Source organism: Zhenpiania hominis (assembly GCF_014333425.1).
In the GTDB taxonomy this organism is placed as follows: Bacteria; Bacillota; Clostridia; order Peptostreptococcales; family Anaerovoracaceae; genus Hominibacterium; species Hominibacterium hominis.
The window spans coordinates 1-16,757 of record NZ_JACRYT010000029.1 but is presented as its reverse complement, the minus strand read 5'-3'; the positions used below and the strand labels follow the sequence as shown (position 1 = coordinate 16,757).

Below are 16,757 nucleotides of genomic sequence, written 5' to 3'. Positions count from 1 at the left end.
TCCAATCCGACAAACCGCCTGAATCATCCTGCGCCCCGGTTCTCGATCCCTCCAGCCCACAAGTCTCGTACCAAATCCTTGTTTTTTGATGTGTTTCGGACGGAAATAGGAAAAGCACAAGGTAAATTAGGGGTAAATGTTTTTGAAGAAAGGAAAAAGCTCTGAATCATTGTAACTTCAATAAATTCAGAGCTTTTATTCTGGAGGCGACACCCAGATTTGAACTGGGGAATAAAGGTTTTGCAGACCTCTGCCTTACCACTTGGCTATGTCGCCATATGATAGGGCAAAACGGATGTTTTGCCCTTTGTATTGGCTAGGGTAGCAGGATTCGAACCTGCGCATGATGGAATCAGAATCCATTGCCTTACCACTTGGCGATACCCCATCGTCAGCTTTATAAAAGTGGGGTGGATAGTGGGATTCGAACCCACGCATAATGGAGCCACAATCCATTGTCTTAACCACTTGACGATACCCACCATATATCGCATATCTATTATATATGCTCCATGCAGTTTACGCAACCGCTTTTTTGAAAAATTGGCGATCCGGAACGGGCTCGAACCGTCGACCTCCAGCGTGACAGGCTGGCATTCTAACCAACTGAACTACCGGACCGCAATTTGGTGGGCGTTATAGGGCTCGAACCTATGACCCTCTGCTTGTAAGGCAGATGCTCTCCCAGCTGAGCTAAACGCCCGAAAATGGTAGCGGCGAGAGGAGTCGAACCTCCGACCTTCCGGGTATGAACCGGACGCTCTAGCCAACTAAGCTACACCGCCACACCGCTTCTTTCGCGTAACTGCAAGAGTTATATTACCATCTTCAGAGCCTCCTGTCAATAGATTTTTTTAGATAAAATTGGAGTTTTTTTCTTATTCGTTTTACCGGCTCATTTTGTCCCGTTCCAGTCGGCTGATACACCGAAAGAATCCGTATTTCATATAGTAAATTATATCATACCCAACATTCCGTAAACCACTCCTTGTTTTTCCTCCTGCCCTACAATGATTCCATAAAATGAAAAGGAGAACTGTATATGACTTCGGAAACCTTCGCCTTGTCGCGGCTCCCTGTCGGATGCCGGGCGATCATCACCTGTATCCGCGCAGAGGGGCTGGAAAAAGATAGATTCATCGATCTGGGCTTCTCACCCTCACTGGAAGTCAAAACACTATTTCACAGCCCGTCCGGGAATCCCACAGCTTATGAAGTAATGGGCGCGGTTCTGGCGCTTCGCAGTGAGGACGCCGCAAAAATTATTGTACAAAAATAGGGCCGGCTTTTTTAGTCCGGCTCCTTTTGTGTTATAATAGATTTATGGGAAATATAATACGCAGCTGCACTCAGACTGTCCTGCTCTTTGTATCACAGTACCTTTCTCCAGGAGACACGGTTATTGACGCCACCTGCGGAAATGGACACGATACTGTGGCGCTGGCAAAAATGGGTGCCGGAACAATCTATGCATTTGATATACAAAACACAGCCATCGAACAAACGAGGGCTGCTCTTGAGCGCGCCCAGCTTTATTCGGAAAATATCCATCTGATTGCGGACGGGCACGAAAATATGCGGCAGCATGTAAAAGAAAAGGTCTCTGTCATTCTATTCAACCTGGGATATCTGCCTTCCTCTTCCAAAGAAATTACTACAAAAAAAGAGACAACGGTAAAAGCAGTATCGGAAGCGCTGAAGCTTCTAAAAAAAGATGGGCTTTTGTGCATCACCTTATACAGCGGCCATCCCGGCGGCGAGGAAGAAAAACAAGCCGTTCTCCGCTTTGCCCGTATGCTGGACCCCAAAATCTGGCATGTGGCATTTATCCGTATGCTCAATCAGCCCAATCAGCCCCCTGAGATTTTATTAATTACATTGAAAAGAGGTGTTCAATTTGAAGAAGACAAAAATTGTATGTACACTGGGGCCGGCCAGCCGCAGTGAAGAAGTGCTGGAAAAAATGCTGCTTGCCGGCATGAATGTAGCTCGCCTGAATTTTTCTCATGGCGACCATCAGCAGCATTATGACGCCATCTGCAACTTTCGCAAAGTCCGTAACCGGCTCGGTCTCCCTGCCGCGGTACTTCTTGACACAAAAGGCCCGGAAATCCGGCTGGGCGATTTTGAAACAGGAAGCGCGGTCCTGAAAAACGGACAGTCCTTCACACTCACTTCAGAAAAGATAGCTGGAAATCAAACATGCAGCTCCATCACATATAAAAACCTTCCTGCCCAGGTAAAACCCGGCACGCCGATTCTCATCGATGATGGACGCATCGTACTGAAAGTACAGGAGGTTAAGGATCGCAAAATTATCTGTAAAGTCACAAACGGAGGCGAAGTCAGCAGCCGCAAGGGGGTTAATGTACCCAAGACTCATCTGGATCTGGAGTATTTGAGCGACGCGGACAAAAAGGATCTGCTGTTCGGAATTGAAAATGAAGTGGACTATGTAGCCGCCTCTTTCGTACGCACACCTCAGGATGTGATTGATTTAAGAACCTTTTTAAATGAAAATGGCGGAAGCCAGATTAAAATCATATCGAAAATTGAAAATATGGAAGGAATTGAAAACTTCCGAAAAATTTTGGATCATTCGGATGGAATTATGATTGCCCGAGGCGACATGGGAGTAGAGGTAAATTTCGCAAAACTTCCCGGAATCCAGAAAAAATTCATCAAGGCCTGCTGCCAGGCTGGCAAAATTGTCATTACTGCCACACAAATGCTGGAATCCATGGTAACAAGCCCTACCCCAACCAGAGCGGAAATCACGGATGTAGCAAATGCGGTCTTTGACGGAACCTCCGCAGTTATGCTTTCGGGAGAAAGCGCCATGGGAAAATATCCGGTAGAAACGGTCAAAGTAATGTCGAAAATTGTAAAGCAGGCGGAAAAAGATGCCTTTGATATGAATATTTATAAAATTATGGATTATGAAATGGACGCGAAGGATAAGTCTAACGCCATCGGACACGCAGCCTGCACCACCGCTCACGATTTGAAAGCAAAGGCAATTCTCGCCGTTACAACCTCCGGCTATACAGCAGAAAAAATGTCAAAATTCCGGCCGAGTCAACCGATTGTAGCCGCGACGCCAAAGGAGAAAACCTTTCATCAGCTGGCTCTTTCCTGGGGTGTTTATCCGGTTCTTACCGAATATGCGGACAACTGGAGTATGCTGCTTGAGCAGGCGACCTGCGGGGCGAAAAAAATGCGTGTTGTAAAAGAAGGCGACACAATCGTCATCAGCGCCGGACTGCCGCTGCAAAGTACAGGCCGGACAAACCTGATCCGTGTGGAAACCGTCAAATAGCCATCACTGTATAATTATGCAAAATACGAAACGCAGCACTTTTTACAGTACTGCGTTCTTTTTTCTTTCCAAACTTTATTTCTTTAGTCCAAGGCGGTAAATCCGATCCGCGTTGTCAAAAAATACTTTCTCCCAGTATTTTTCCGGCACCAGCCGTTTTACAAATTCAATGTATTCTTTTAAATTAGCAAGAGGCCAGTCTGTTCCGAAAAGAATATCTTCATATTCATGCAGATACCCCATCCACGTCCGTAGAGCTTCCATATATCCCCGCTTTTCTTCAAACAGAACATCCAGAGATACCCTGCCTTCCAAAAGCCCCGAAATATCCGCCGCCACATTGGGATTTTTACTGACTACTGCCGCCGCGTCCATCAGCCACGGGTTTCCGTAATGGCACATGACAAACTGCACCTGTGGATGTTCTGCCGCCGCCTGATCCAGACTGAGGGGATGGCTGTATTTCAGATACGCGGAAGCCATAGACGTTTCCCCTGTATGAACTGCCACAGGCTTTCCATAGGTTTTCGCCAATTCATAAACCGGCTCGTAAATCGGATCGCTTACATAAATCGGCGAATAGCCGGGATACAGCTTGATTCCCACACATTGCGGTCTCTTCAGATTCTCTTCCAGAGCCTCGACGGACTCCGAAACATCATTTTCTGTCAGGTAAAAGCTATCCATTCCAATGCAGTAACGCAAAAAATCCGGATATCTATGATCCTCCGGATCCACAGACCGGTTTCCCATCACAATTCCGCATACAATTCCAAGCTCTTCGTATGCCTTTTCCAAATGCTCCGCGTTATTTTCATGGCCCGCTGCCAACGCCAGATTTGTAAATCCCTCCTCCTCCGGCCAGAAATGCAGATGCGCGTCGATGATCTTCATAAATCTTTCCCCTTTGTTTTTTCTTTACAGTATACTCCTTTTCTCCACGAAAAAAAAGAGGACGCCTGACTGGCGCCAGGGCTTTCACCATTCTCAGCCCTTGCGCATAGGGATGAAACAGAGGTGTTATATTATGAAATCACGAACGATCGCTCTGGCTGGGAATCCTAATGTAGGAAAAAGCACCGTTTTCAACAGTCTGACCGGTTTGAACCAGCATACAGGGAACTGGCCGGGGAAAACGGTTTCCGGCGCTCAAGGGGCCTTTACATATAAAGATACCCGCTATCTTCTGGTGGATCTTCCGGGGACTTATTCCCTTGCCGCCACCTCCATTGACGAGACGGTTGCCCGGGACTATCTGTGTTCCGGGGAAGCGGACGCGACTCTGATTGTTGTTGACGGTACCTGTTTGGAGCGCAATCTTAATCTGGTGCTGCAGATACTTTCTATCACGGAAAATGTGATTCTCTGTGTCAATCTGCTGGATGAAGCCCGTAAAAAGAAAATTTCCATCGATCTTGACCAGCTTTCTCAGCGTTTTGGCATTCCCGTAGTTGGTATGGCCGCGCGCGCAAGAGACGGGCTCGACTTGCTCCTGGAAACGCTTCATACTTTTGAATATAAGGAAGACCCGGCGGTAAAAGCCGACTGGACAGAGCATCTGCGCAGCGACGAGACCCGCCGCGGTATCCTCCGGCGCGCCCACGAAATCTGCACAAGCTGCGTAACTGTTGAAAAAAAGGATCCTCACGCTTTTGACCGCAGGCTGGATAAAATCGTTACGTCCAGAAAATTCGGCTTTCCCATTATGCTTTTGCTGCTTTTTTTCATTTTCTGGTTAACCATTACAGGCGCCAATTATCCGTCTCAAGGGCTTACATACCTGTTCGCCTGGCTGCAGAATCAATTGGAAGCCTTTCTGTCCTATATTCATACTCCCGCATTCATCGAAGCGCCTCTCATAGACGGTATCTATAAAACTTTGACCTGGGTCATCTCCGTAATGCTGCCGCCAATGGCAATTTTCTTTCCGCTCTTCACGCTGCTGGAGGACTTCGGTTATCTTCCGCGGGTCGCCTTTAATATGGACCACGCCTTCAAAAAATGCTGCGCACATGGCAAGCAGGCTCTAACCATGTGCATGGGCTTTGGCTGCAACGCCTGCGGCGTAACCGGATGCCGAATCATTGAGTCACCCCGTGAACGCCTCATCGCAATTCTGACTAACAGCTTTGTCCCCTGCAATGGGCGTTTTCCCACCTTGATTGCCATTATTACCATGTTTTTTGCCGCTTCCTTTTCCTTTGGCAGCGGAATCGCTTCCTGCCTGCTTCTGACACTGGTTATCCTGCTGGGTATCACCGCTACGCTGCTCGTCTCCAGGCTGCTTTCCAAAACCATTTTAAAAGGATTGCCTTCTTCCTTTATTCTGGAACTGCCTCCATACCGGATGCCGAAAATCGGCAGCGTAATCGTACGCTCAATTCTGGACCGCACCCTCTTTGTTCTTGGCCGGGCGGTTATCATCGCGGCTCCTGCCGGGCTTCTAATCTGGATTCTGGCAAATGTAAACTGCGGCGGGGCCAGTCTGCTGGCTCATTGTACCGCGTTCTGTGAACCCTTTGGGCGTCTTCTGGGAGTTGACGGGGTTATTATCATGGCTTTTCTCCTCGGATTTCCCGCCAATGAAATCGTCATTCCTATTATGCTGATGGCTTATATGGCGCAAGGAAGCCTGACGGATTACGACAGCCTTTCCCAGCTTCATCAGATCCTGCTGGATAACGGCTGGACCTGGCAGACGGCGCTTTCCACCATGCTGCTGTGCCTGTTCCACTTTCCTTGCGGCACCACCTGCCTGACCATAAAAAAAGAAACCGGCAGCTGGAAGTGGACGGCAGCTGCCATCGCGCTTCCTACGCTGACCGGTATGGTTCTTTGTGTTTTGTTGAATGTGGTGTGCGGGGTGGTGCGGTAACCGGACCGGCAGAAAATCCCCTCTGTATCTTGCAGCGGCAGTATGTTAAAATAGTCTCAGTGAAAATACGAGGAGAAAATTCCTATGAAAAATGAGCAACTGATCCGGCGATTTCAGATTGAGCGAAAAAAATTTGACCGCTCCGGAATCTATGCCTATACCCAACGAACACTGGCTTATAACTCCAATAAGATCGAAGGCTCCACACTGAATGAGGAGCAGACCGCTTCTCTTTTTGATACCGGGATGCTGCCTGTCAGCAACGATTATTACCGGGCCAAAGATGTAGAGGAGACGAACGGCCATTTTCTGATGTTCAATAAGATGATCGACACGCTGGATGAACCTTTAAGTGAAGCGCTGATCAAAGCTTTCCACTATGAGCAGAAAAGCGGTGTATTTGAGGATCGAGCCAACGGCTATGCCATTGGAGAGTATAAAAAACGCCCCAATATGATTGGCATATACGAAACCGCCCTCCCTGAAGATGTCCCGGAAAAACAACTTGAGTATGCTAAGAAAGTGGATTATTTTCTTGGGGAAGAACCAGTCTAAATAACTTTAGGTCGTCCGCGTGGGCGGCTCTTTTTTCGTATGACGAGCATATTATTCCACAAATAAAATCTTTGGATTGCAAATTCATTTCTGATATAAGAAGTGTAGCAGATATCCTAATCGTTTGCGTAAATGGACTGGCCGCCAGCAGGACTGGGGTGAGATCCGTTCACAGCTTGAGATATATTTTGAGGAACGATTAGATGGAAATTACTTCTAAATTCCGATGCTTATTGACATAGATAAAAGCTGCTGTATCATGCAGTCAAGAGGGGGCGGAGCTGAGGCTGTGAAGAAAAGGACCTGTTCCGCTATATAAGCAGTATATACCTTGAAGCCATATTTAGCTTCTATGTACTCCTTTATCATTTTGTAGGTAACTCTCTCTTTCGGCTTATACGCCTCGGCTCTTTTAGCGATACTATCAAGCGGCACTTTGCCCTCTCCCTCGCTAAACTCGACTTTTACGCTGATTGTGCTGTCAGGTTTTTTGTGGGAAAGCAGTACTACCGTCTCCACATGGCTCGATTGCTCCATCCTGATGTCGAGTGTATAGTTAGATTCGCGGTCGTTCGCGGGAATTTATCAAAGCGTGTTTTTGCCTTAAAACACACCGACTTTTTCCTTTGTGCGTTCTCGGAAGCAGGTCAAAGTGCTTGCTCCTACCTAATAATATGCAAACCCATAGATTTGCCGACCGCCTCAAAACTTCGCTCTGACGGAACAAGTCCGAAATCCCATCGCCTCAACTCTAATGCTTCCGGAATTGATATTTACCTTTGCCATGTCCCGACACCGGCTCGATGACTCTATTTTCCACCATTTCTCTCAGAAGATCAGAGGCTCTGGATGCTTTAATATCAATCACTTTCATTACATCTGACCGTCCAAAGATCGTCTGACCCGGAAATGCTTCACGAAGTTCCAAAATGTGACTTGCTGTTTTCGGCTGGAACAATTTTTCAATGTCCGGTTTTAACGCCTCAATGTCCGGTTTTGCCGTTTCAATGTCCGGTTTTTCTGTTTCTTTAAATGTTCCACTGATATGCAATGTCCGGTTATGAAGCGGATGATTCTCGTCCAGAATGAGATTGCGGAGGAACAGTTCAAGGTACTCTGTCGTTTCGTGAACGCCATTTTTCAGATCATTATAGTTTGCCCTGACCAGCGAATTCCGAAAATACCATGCATTCTCGGCGAAAATATCATTTGTCACGTCAAAACCCAGCGTACGTAAATACTTGATGAAGAACACCGCTGTCGTTCTGGTATTGCCCTCGCCAAACACGTGGATCTGCCATAGTCTGGATACAAATACGGCAAGATGGTGGATGATTTCGTCCATCGCGAGATTCTTATAGGAAAACTTCTTCTCCTCCGAGAAATCATAGTCAAGTGTTGCCCTAATCTCCGTAGCGCTGCCATAAAGCACGGTCGCTCCGGAGAGTACCCATTCCCTCTTCGTGATGTTGTAATCCCGGATGCGTCCGGCATGAGAATAGATGCCAGTGAACAACTTCCGGTGGATGGAGATATATTCATTCGGCGTAAAACTAAAGGCACGCTCGGAAAGAAGTGCGGCAATCCGTGCGGAAACCTTATCGGCCTCCTCAGTACGATCTGACACATCACGAGAAGGATTTTCCTCGTAGTAGGTCTGCAAAAGTGCATTAGCCTCTTCAAAGGAAATCTCACCCTCGATATTCCGTACGGCAGTATGCACCAGATATTCCGATGTTTTCAGTCCGTCCACAGCCTGCAGGCCAATAGCCGTATGCCACGCATAGCCTTTGTCCCGCTTTGTGGGCTCAGATTCTTTGATATATTCCTTAAATGGATCTTGGTTCACTCCATATCACCTCGCTGCTTTTTGTTTTCATAAGAAACCAGCCCCTTCCTGTTGCTGATCACTCGCAGAGTTTCTGATAGGCTTTCTTTACAATACCGGCCATCAGCTTTCTACGCTGTTCAAGAAAATCCGGATACGACATCTTCTCAAAATCGACAGGCAATGCATTTTCAGCGCAAGTCTTTTTGTACCCTTCCTCGCCAAGTTTCTGACGATATCTGTCAACATAATCTGCTGGCGGATCATCAGAAATGTTGATGTTCGTGTTGTAATCCAGATATGTAAAGTTCGCTATCTGGTTTCGGTCGCGGTCGCTTGTATAACCAATCCCCGTCAGATAATTCTTCGGGAAGATATGGTGTTTATCGATAGCCTTTTTGTCTCCACTTGCTCCCGGCAGGAGTTTTGATGCAAGTGTTGTAGTGCTGAACAGCATAGGAGTTCCCAAAACATTAAGAGCAGCAATGTACCCAAACCATGCAGGTGATGTTGCTGCCGCACTCATGAGGTCGGCAGGAAGTGTAAGGTTGAAATAATCATCAGAAAATCTTGTGGAAATCACTCCGTCCAGATAAGAAACAAACTCATCCGCTGTATGAACATTCCTCAAATCAGCAAACAATCCCATGAACGCATGCCAGTTGTTCAGGTTTGTAACCTCATCCAGTGCGTTCTTGAATTTTGTAAGATTAGCATCCATCTCTTCTTTTGTTACAACACCGGTTTCGAGATTTTTACCTCTCATGAGCATATAAGCATAACGAAGCCGCGCACGACGGAAACCTACTGCGACCGCCATACGTATCAGATGAGAAGGATCTGCCTTCAAGATAAAGTTATAGGAAGTACCATCTTTCGGTATACGCGACTCGGCGCAGAACTTATCAATCTTGTCATGTACATCATTATCATACACAGCGAGCAGCGTTTCTATGAAGTTCTTTTCCGTCAGTTTCTGTCCTCCTGAATTAACACGCACAAAGATCTCTGCCACATCCTCCTCGGTCGCTTTTGCATTAATGCGGAGCGTCGGTAATGTATATATAGACAGGTTGAGCAGGTCATTCAGATTTGTTTCGATTTCTTCCTCTTCTTCGTCGGTCAGGAGGTCTTTTCCATTTTTCTGTCTACCGGCATTACAATCCTTGATGAATTGTCTCCGGAACTTCGGAACATCATGGTTTGCATCGGCTTCGAACACGGAACTGATTCCACTGATCCATTCTGGATTACGCTCATAGGCTTCTGTCCAAACTGCAAACTCACGGGTAAGGGGATTGAAAGCGATACGAATCTGTCGCTCAGAACAGTTCTTGTCCTTAACCTTAATCCCGGATATAGCAGCCAAAAGAGCGGTCAGACGCTGCTGGCCATCAATCACAAGATAATCCGGCTGGATGTATGTCTTGTCATTGGTACCGATATGGTTTATGGTTTCATACCCATCGGGAGACTGCCAAAGCATAATGTAGCCTATCGGATATCCCTTCAGCATTGAATCCAACAGATCTCGTGCCTTGCTATCCTTCCAAACAAATGGTCTCTGAAGATCCGGAAGTCCAACCTTGCCGTTCTTTACATCACTGAGCAGATCGCCGACCTTGCTCGGAATGTTATCAAATAATTCTTTTCCCATGCAACTTATTCCTCCTCGTCTACAAACCATGATGCATAGTCAAAATATTAATACATTCATCATTTTTAATATAAATCAGCAAAATCCTTAAATACATAATTCATATGTATTCCTCCGCATCTATTATTAATTTCAATTTTCTCTCCATCCTGCAACACAAACGCTTGCTCATATCCGACCTCTAACACCTCTGCAATCTTCGCCATTCCCTCAAAAGAAACAGTGCCACGCTGCAATTTCTTATTAAAATTCTGCGGAGTCTGTCCAATCCGTCTGCGAAGTTTCGCAAGGCTGATATTCATTCTGTCACACAATTCTCTGATCATATCCGATGTAGTCATTTTCCACCTCCATCAGCATAGTACAATTATAAATCCTATGGTTGATAAGCACAAGCTACCTTCTTTAAAATTAACAGCCTATCAAAAAAGCACCTTATAGCCATTCCAAAAGCCACAAGGCACCCCATTCCTTCTGTCATTTACCTCATTACATCCACCTTCGTCCCAGAGTTTCCGAAGTTCCTTTTGCAGTTCCAACAGCTTGACCTCAATCCCCTCCGATGAGGTTTCATCCTCCTGCCAGATTACTGCCTCCACATTCTCCTGAAGAGTGGCCATCATGCTTTCTCTGGTACCAAGCGCAAGGTTGATCGCCTGTACCACCGCCGCCTGCAGATCCGACTCCTGAATGGTTGGTGCGTCACAGGCGGTTGGTCCATGCTCCACGCGGGTATAACACGGCCACGCGGTGGAGTGCTTTCCTCGGTTATTCCATGCGATCCTTCGGTAAATCTCCCCACACTTCGAGCAGTATACAAATACTGGATAAGGCATACTTGCTGCTAAAAACCCTCTTTTTCCGGTTGGCTCCGCTATGGGGGACGCCCGCCGGATCATCTTGCATATAAAGGTCACGGAGAATAATCGGCTCATGGCTGTTTTCTATATAATACTGCGAAACAATGCCCTAGTTCTACACCCACTTTTTATTGAGAAAATCAACGGCATAGGTTTTCTGCAAAAGGGCGGCTCCAATGTATTTTTCATTCTGCAGGATCTTTTTAAGGGGTTCCGGACGCCACTTTGCTTTCCCTACTCCGGTAAGAATGCCGTCTGCTTCCAAGCCGCGCCCAGTCTGGATCAAGCTTATCCCTTCCAGGTACTCCCGGTAGATCCGCTTTACCACTTCCGCTTCGGAAGGCTCGATTATCAGATTTCCTTCCTCATCCTTTGTGTAACCCAAGAACCGGCTGTGATTGACCCGGACTTCTCCGTTCTGGAAGCGGTACTGCAGGTCGAGTTTGATGTTCTGGCGCAAAGACTGGCTTTCTTGCTGTGCCAGACTCGCCATAATGGTAAGCAGCACCTCACCCTTGGAATCCATAGTGTTGATGTTCTCTTTTTCAAAGAAAACCGGGATGTTCTTCTCCTTCAGTTCCCGTACCCGCCCCAGTGCCATTGCCCTATCCATGCGTATTTCTTCTGCCTTATCGAAGGTTTCTTTGTCGATAATGGCAGGATAATAATCATCCCCAAGGTACTTCTTATTCTGGAGCATCCTGCCAACACTTCCGTGGTACAGCTTTAATCCGCCCTTCTCAGCAGCGGGTATAAGCGCCATGCCGGAAACACTCCACTCACATCCATAGCATTGCCTACAACTTTCATTTGTGAACGGCTGTATAAATTAACGAGGCTGTGAAAAAATGATTTCTCAAATTTTCACAGCCCTCCTTTTCTACGGAAGCACATGAAAGTTTCTAAAAATGTGTATAACTCCCCTTACCCCATAAGTCTGATGATGGAAATGGCTTATGTGGCTGTTGCAACCTTCCTCTTTTTGTTGTGATATTTATAGAGATTCTGTCCAATAGAAACCAGAAATACTTCTTCGCCATAAATCCGAATAAGACTGTTTTCAACATGCTGACCGGGTTATATCTGAGTCTTCCCGTACAGTGTTTTGGGATTCCTTTCAGATATTTCTCCAGATCCATTCCCTCCATAAAACGGTCAAATGTCGGCACTGGATCACAGATATCCAGATAATCCGAAATAAGGATTGGCAAAACGGTCTGTTTTGCGTTAGAATAGAATTTGTTAAGATTTATCATTACAAACACAAAAGAAGGACTCTGGGCTTATTTTTGACCCATGGTCCTTCTTTGTTTTTTGGCTAGGCTTTTTTCACAGCCCCTTCATTTACCTTTTCTCTGAAATGCGCCCGTATTTCCGAAGCGATGTGCCATCCCTTTTCCTCTCCAAATCGCTTCCCTTTCGCAAGCTCGTTCATCAGTTTTAAGGCTGCGCTTGCCCTCTCATAGTCCTGGATATCCAAAATTGATTTTATATTTGGCACCTCTATCCCTCCTTTCACCACGCAATTTCAAACTGTAAAACCACGGATATAAAATTCCAAACTTCCTCCCAGATATATATCCTCAAGAAACTGGCAATCGGAAGTGGGCGGTGGCTGCCGCCTCACTCCCTGTTCTGACCAATATTGTTTTTTGTGTTTTGGAAATCTATCTGGTCTTTACTTTTTTCACTCCGCTGTAAGCTCCATAAAGCTTCGTCTTTCCGACTGACTTATATGCCCTCACCTTTACATAGTAAGTCTTTTTTGCTTTCAGCTTTTTAACGGTCTTCTTTGTGGTCTTATTTTTGCTGATGGTGATATTCTTCCTGCCTTTTTTGAACTTCTTGTTCTGAGCGTAGGTGAGCTGGTAGCCGGTGGCTTTCTTATCACGTTTCCAGCTTACAGTCATACGCTTTTTGCCTTTTTTCACTTTCAGGCCCGCGGTTTTCTTCGGTTTTACAGTGATGGTCACTCGTTTGGTCGCCCCATTGTAGCTTGCGGTTGCCGCGGCAGTGATGGTGATGGTAGCTCTGCCCGGGCCTTTAAGAGTGACGCGGCCGTCGCTGCTAACAGCGGCGACTTTGGTATCGCTGGATTTATAGGACAATTTTCCACCGCTGGCCGCTGTTGCTCCCAGGCTGAAAGCTCCACTTCCATAGGTTTTTGTATAGGAACCCGCAGCAGAAATAGCGGTTCCCGCTTTACGGATCGTAAAAGAACCTGTTACATTTCCCGTGTAATCTCCGATTCCTTCCAAATCAATTTTTGCGGTTCCCACATTTGTATTGTTTTCATAGTTGATCCGATAAGCGGACACCGGAATCTTTTGCGTTCCGTCATATAGCGAAACCCCCGGCCTCTGCGCTTTCCCGTTATATATAACGCTGGTTTGCGATAAAACGAGTCTGCATCCGCTGATGTCTTTGGTTGCCGGAATTGGTTCTGTTTTTGTTTCTCTGCAAATATCATTCAACAAACAATGATACTCAAATTTTCCCTCCTGCATGCAGGTGGGTTCTTTCACTCTCCGGCCCTCACTCCACTTATGCTGTGTATGTACAATTTTAAATTCTCCGCGAATCGTTCCGGTCAGACCATTCTTCCCGGTCAATTCCACAAAAGCATCTCCCGGGAGGTTATTATCTATATATCTCATAGTATAATTATCTGCTGGGATCACCTGTTCCCCGTCTTTTAATGTTACAGTCGGAGACTTGGAGTTTCCATCATATTCATAGCTGCTTTGGCTCAATGTCAATGTACAGTCAGCAATGCTGCCTGTTGGGGAAATCTCTTCTTTTTTTATTTCTTGGCATACCTTTGAGTAAACGCAGGCATACTGGCGTTCTCCCTTATTCAGGCAGGTCGGCTTTACCGTCACAGTACCTTCGTCCCATTTGTGCTGAGTATGAGAAATAACATACGATTCCTCCACAGTTCCTTTATATCCGTTCGTTCCTGTCACGGACGCAGAGGCAGTTCCGATGCCGTCACTATTGGTATAACGAACGGTATAATTCTGAGCAGGAACTGTGACATCGCCGTCTTTTAAAGTAATTTCCGGTTGTTTCTCCGTTCCATCATATTCATAATTACTTTGCGACAAGCTGAGTTTGCATCCGCTGATATCTTTGGTTGACGGAATTATTTCTGTTCTTTCCATCCCGCATTCTTCACATTTTTGAATAATCTTGCCATCGTTCATGCAGGTTGCCTCTGTACGTGAAATTTCCTTCCAGCTATGAGTATGCTTTATATTGATATTTGTTTTTAATACTGTCTCCGTTGCGTCTGAGTTGGGGGTCGCTTTTACAACGTAAGCGAGCATATCGTCCTGAATTCCCAGTCCATACAGATATCCATCTGTGCAGTCCGGGGAATACACGTTCAGACTTTCTCCGTTATCCAGATTCATTTTGTAAATCTCAGTGGGGGTTGTGTAATACAGTTGGCTTCCCACTCCTGCCATACGGCTGAAATTTCCGGGATAATAACTGATATTGCTTCCGACTACCCTCCATATATAGTCGTCCTGTAATAGCGTTTCCTCGTTCTTTTGCGAATAATGATACTTTACAATTTTAAACTCATCCTTATCCGCATAATACCAGTTTTCATCATAATAATGAATCACCGTTTCGCTGTTCGTCCAAAACTCATCTTCTAATGACTTGTCTGTGGCCTCTTGATAAGATTCCGTTATCGGTGTCTCCGTAATATAATCGCTTTTTTTCGCTTCATCGCTTAACAATGTATCTGTACTGATCAGGAAGTAATTGTGCATAACTCTTCCCAGATTATCATATACCGGGTCATCCCAGGTGGCATCTGCGTGGTACCACTTACCGTCAATCTCTATCACGTTCCAGGCATGGTTTGCTGCTTGGCTGCTGGCAATTCCACAGGAGATATTTTCTTTCTGCAGAAGATACATATACGCCAGCGCGTATCCTTGGCAAACAGCTTTTTTCTCTACAAAAGCGCCATAAATGTCATACGCGTACTCCGGTAAGGTATTGTTTTGCAAGTTATCGTAGTCATATGCAATATTTGCGGCCAGATAGTCATGCCAGGCCAGCGCGATTTCTTCCTCTGTCATAGAAGAAGTATCAACGGATTCTAAGGCCTCCTCCACAGCCCGGTCAACCTGTTTCTGTTTTGCGCGGATATTTTCAACACTGTCATCATATACGAAGTTAAGTTCGACCACTTCGCTTGAATAGGAACTCCATCCCCACTTTTCTATGTAAAAAATCTGTGGATTTGTGTTTACGAGATTTGAGATGATTTCCTCTACGTTCGTTGTTGTAATTCCGAACCCTTTGACGTCAAGGCTTTCCTCCACATTTTCCATAGCGGACACGATTTCCTGGTCATGGCTGTGGTCGTATGCGGACAGAGTTCTGGCTTTCTTCGCGGGGCTTTCCAACAGTCCGCCGCTTGCTAAAATCCCTTCCATACTGGCTGTTGCAACTTCCGTTTTTTCCGTGCCGCTTTGCGCTTCAGACGCAAAACTCAGCCGCGGCGTCATGCAGATTAGCATAACCGCAGCCACCAGCACTGCTGTCACTCGTTTCTTCATCTTTCAACCTCCGATGATCCTTTATTCGCTTTCAGGCATCTCCCAAACTGATGCTTTTATTATATCATTAAATGGATGAAAATTCAGGCGATTTGTTACATTTAGAGGGCAGGCAGATATAAATATTCAAAAAGGATTGCTGATAAATGGGAAACCGCTCTGGTGCAGGTGTTCTTTTTTTGCATTCAGATTTTCAGAAGCAGAAAAAGAGCCTGTTTTGGCTCTTTTTCAGACTGTAGACAAAAGGTCCAACTTCAAGAAGAGAAGTTGGACCTTTTTCTAAGCATAGATGCTATCCATTTTAGGCAGGTTGATTTTGAATAATGCAAATAAATAAGGAAATGTCCCTTTTAAAGAAGTATCTCCATCCCGCCTGCTTAGCATGTTCACCAGCTTTTTCATATTCATGCAGGCAAATGTCAGTCCTACTTTCATGCTCATTTTCTTCTTCCCTAAAAGATTCGTATATCTCATGGCATGATGCTCTTTTGCTGTACCGAAATTACGCTCTATGGTCTCTTTCCTCTTACCGTAGAGCTCTTTCATCCCTGTCGTATGCCGGATATCCTCACAAGTCTCCATGTATTCTTCCCATATATGGCGTGTTAGGACCTTTACATGATTCTTACTTTCCGTGCATTGAGAAAGGTAAGGGCAGTTCGCACATAGATTTCCATCGCTCTTGTATTCTCTATATCCGTCTCTATTGGTCGTGGAATATTTCAGTACCTGATTGGCAGGGCAGATGTAACAGTCATAATATTCGTCGTATACATACTCATGTTTCCGGAAGAATCCCTTCTTTGTCATGGGTCTTTTGTATGGAAACAGCGGTGTAATCGCTTCGTCTATCAAAAGTTTTGCGATCGCAGGGATCTTGTACCCCGCGTCCATTACCATTGTTTTGATCGCATATTTTTTCAGCTTTTCGTAAAGTTCCGGGAATGTCTTACTGTCATGTTCGTTTCCGGGGTGCACACTGTAATCAAGGATCCACCCATTTTCATCACATGCGGTCTCGATCGAATATGCGAATACTTCTTTGTGTTCTCCTTTGTGAAACCAGCCGCTTTCCGGATC

General features: G+C 45.8%; 14 protein-coding genes, 6 tRNA genes and 1 pseudogene. 5 read left to right on the top strand and 16 right to left on the bottom strand.

Annotated features, from left to right (window positions below):
• Window positions 1-201 precede the first annotated feature (201 nt).
• The 6 genes from H9L42_RS15610 to H9L42_RS15585 all read right to left on the bottom strand — a co-directional run bounded on the left by H9L42_RS15610 (window position 202) and on the right by H9L42_RS15585 (window position 785).
• Window positions 202-276, bottom strand: a tRNA-Cys gene (locus H9L42_RS15610).
• A gap of 37 nt (window positions 277-313) precedes the next feature.
• Window positions 314-388: transfer RNA gene (locus H9L42_RS15605), tRNA-Gln, on the bottom strand.
• An 18-nt stretch (window positions 389-406) separates the two neighbouring features.
• Window positions 407-482: transfer RNA gene (locus H9L42_RS15600), tRNA-His, on the bottom strand.
• Between the two features lie 62 nt (window positions 483-544).
• Window positions 545-621: transfer RNA gene (locus tag H9L42_RS15595), tRNA-Asp, on the bottom strand.
• Window positions 622-627: 6 nt separating this feature from the next.
• Window positions 628-703, bottom strand: a tRNA-Val gene (locus tag H9L42_RS15590).
• 5 nt (window positions 704-708) lie between these two features.
• Window positions 709-785, bottom strand: a tRNA-Met gene (locus H9L42_RS15585).
• Window positions 786-1,042: 257 nt separating this feature from the next.
• Between H9L42_RS15585 and H9L42_RS15580 the strand changes: the two genes are divergently transcribed.
• From H9L42_RS15580 to pyk, 3 genes are read left to right on the top strand one after another with little or no spacing between them, the layout of a single operon-like run.
• The gene (locus H9L42_RS15580) at window positions 1,043-1,279 is read left to right on the top strand and encodes a FeoA family protein (protein WP_187304334.1); all 237 of its coding nucleotides are present in this window, start codon (window positions 1,043-1,045) and stop codon (window positions 1,277-1,279) included.
• Window positions 1,280-1,323: 44 nt separating this feature from the next.
• Window positions 1,324-1,947 (top strand): tRNA 5-(aminomethyl)-2-thiouridylate-methyltransferase MnmM, encoded by a 624-nt coding sequence (mnmM, locus tag H9L42_RS15575; RefSeq protein ID WP_187304333.1) that lies wholly within the window; start codon window positions 1,324-1,326, stop codon window positions 1,945-1,947.
• Window positions 1,898-3,319 carry a pyruvate kinase gene (gene pyk, locus H9L42_RS15570; protein WP_187304332.1) on the top strand — a complete coding sequence of 474 codons (1,422 nt, stop codon included), beginning with the start codon at window positions 1,898-1,900 and terminating at the stop codon, window positions 3,317-3,319. Before mnmM ends, pyk begins: the two co-directional genes overlap by 50 nt.
• A 75-nt stretch (window positions 3,320-3,394) precedes the next feature.
• Here pyk and H9L42_RS15565 read toward each other — a convergent pair whose 3' ends face one another.
• Window positions 3,395-4,213 (bottom strand): amidohydrolase family protein, encoded by an 819-nt coding sequence (locus tag H9L42_RS15565; protein WP_187304331.1) that lies wholly within the window; start codon window positions 4,211-4,213, stop codon window positions 3,395-3,397.
• Window positions 4,214-4,346: 133 nt separating this feature from the next.
• On the opposite strand from H9L42_RS15565, the gene feoB reads away from it, so the two are divergent.
• Both feoB and H9L42_RS15555 read left to right on the top strand, forming a co-directional pair.
• On the top strand, window positions 4,347-6,194 hold the full coding sequence (feoB, locus tag H9L42_RS15560; protein WP_243235836.1) for a ferrous iron transporter B: 1,848 nt from the start codon (window positions 4,347-4,349) through the stop codon (window positions 6,192-6,194).
• Between the two features lie 84 nt (window positions 6,195-6,278).
• Entirely contained in the window at window positions 6,279-6,749 is a 471-nt protein-coding gene (locus H9L42_RS15555) for a Fic family protein (protein ID WP_346726335.1), read from the top strand.
• A gap of 216 nt (window positions 6,750-6,965) precedes the next feature.
• Here the strand turns inward: H9L42_RS15555 and H9L42_RS15550 are convergent, their stop codons facing one another.
• The 9 genes and pseudogenes from H9L42_RS15550 to H9L42_RS15515 form a co-directional block, all read right to left on the bottom strand.
• Window positions 6,966-7,268 (bottom strand): hypothetical protein, encoded by a 303-nt coding sequence (locus H9L42_RS15550; protein ID WP_346726334.1) that lies wholly within the window; start codon window positions 7,266-7,268, stop codon window positions 6,966-6,968.
• 232 nt (window positions 7,269-7,500) lie between these two features.
• Window positions 7,501-8,598 carry a Fic family protein gene (locus H9L42_RS15545; protein ID WP_187304329.1) on the bottom strand — a complete coding sequence of 366 codons (1,098 nt, stop codon included), beginning with the start codon at window positions 8,596-8,598 and terminating at the stop codon, window positions 7,501-7,503.
• Between the two features lie 58 nt (window positions 8,599-8,656).
• Window positions 8,657-10,234 (bottom strand): GmrSD restriction endonuclease domain-containing protein, encoded by a 1,578-nt coding sequence (locus tag H9L42_RS15540; RefSeq protein ID WP_187304328.1) that lies wholly within the window; start codon window positions 10,232-10,234, stop codon window positions 8,657-8,659.
• Between the two features lie 65 nt (window positions 10,235-10,299).
• Window positions 10,300-10,575, bottom strand: a complete 276-nt coding sequence (locus H9L42_RS15535) for a helix-turn-helix domain-containing protein (RefSeq protein WP_187304327.1) — start codon at window positions 10,573-10,575, stop codon at window positions 10,300-10,302.
• Window positions 10,576-10,656: 81 nt separating this feature from the next.
• Entirely contained in the window at window positions 10,657-11,169 is a 513-nt protein-coding gene (locus H9L42_RS17480; RefSeq protein WP_465270675.1) for a recombinase zinc ribbon domain-containing protein, read from the bottom strand.
• A gap of 40 nt (window positions 11,170-11,209) precedes the next feature.
• Window positions 11,210-11,857, bottom strand: coding sequence for a recombinase family protein (locus H9L42_RS17475; RefSeq protein ID WP_465270674.1), 648 nt, complete (start codon window positions 11,855-11,857; stop codon window positions 11,210-11,212).
• A 555-nt stretch (window positions 11,858-12,412) separates the two neighbouring features.
• Window positions 12,413-12,595, bottom strand: a complete 183-nt coding sequence (locus tag H9L42_RS15525; protein WP_187304326.1) for a hypothetical protein — start codon at window positions 12,593-12,595, stop codon at window positions 12,413-12,415.
• Between the two features lie 166 nt (window positions 12,596-12,761).
• The gene (locus H9L42_RS17110; protein ID WP_243235834.1) at window positions 12,762-15,677 is read right to left on the bottom strand and encodes a transglutaminase domain-containing protein; all 2,916 of its coding nucleotides are present in this window, start codon (window positions 15,675-15,677) and stop codon (window positions 12,762-12,764) included.
• Between the two features lie 372 nt (window positions 15,678-16,049).
• A pseudogene (locus H9L42_RS15515) lies at window positions 16,050-16,757 on the bottom strand (transposase); the annotation flags it as partial.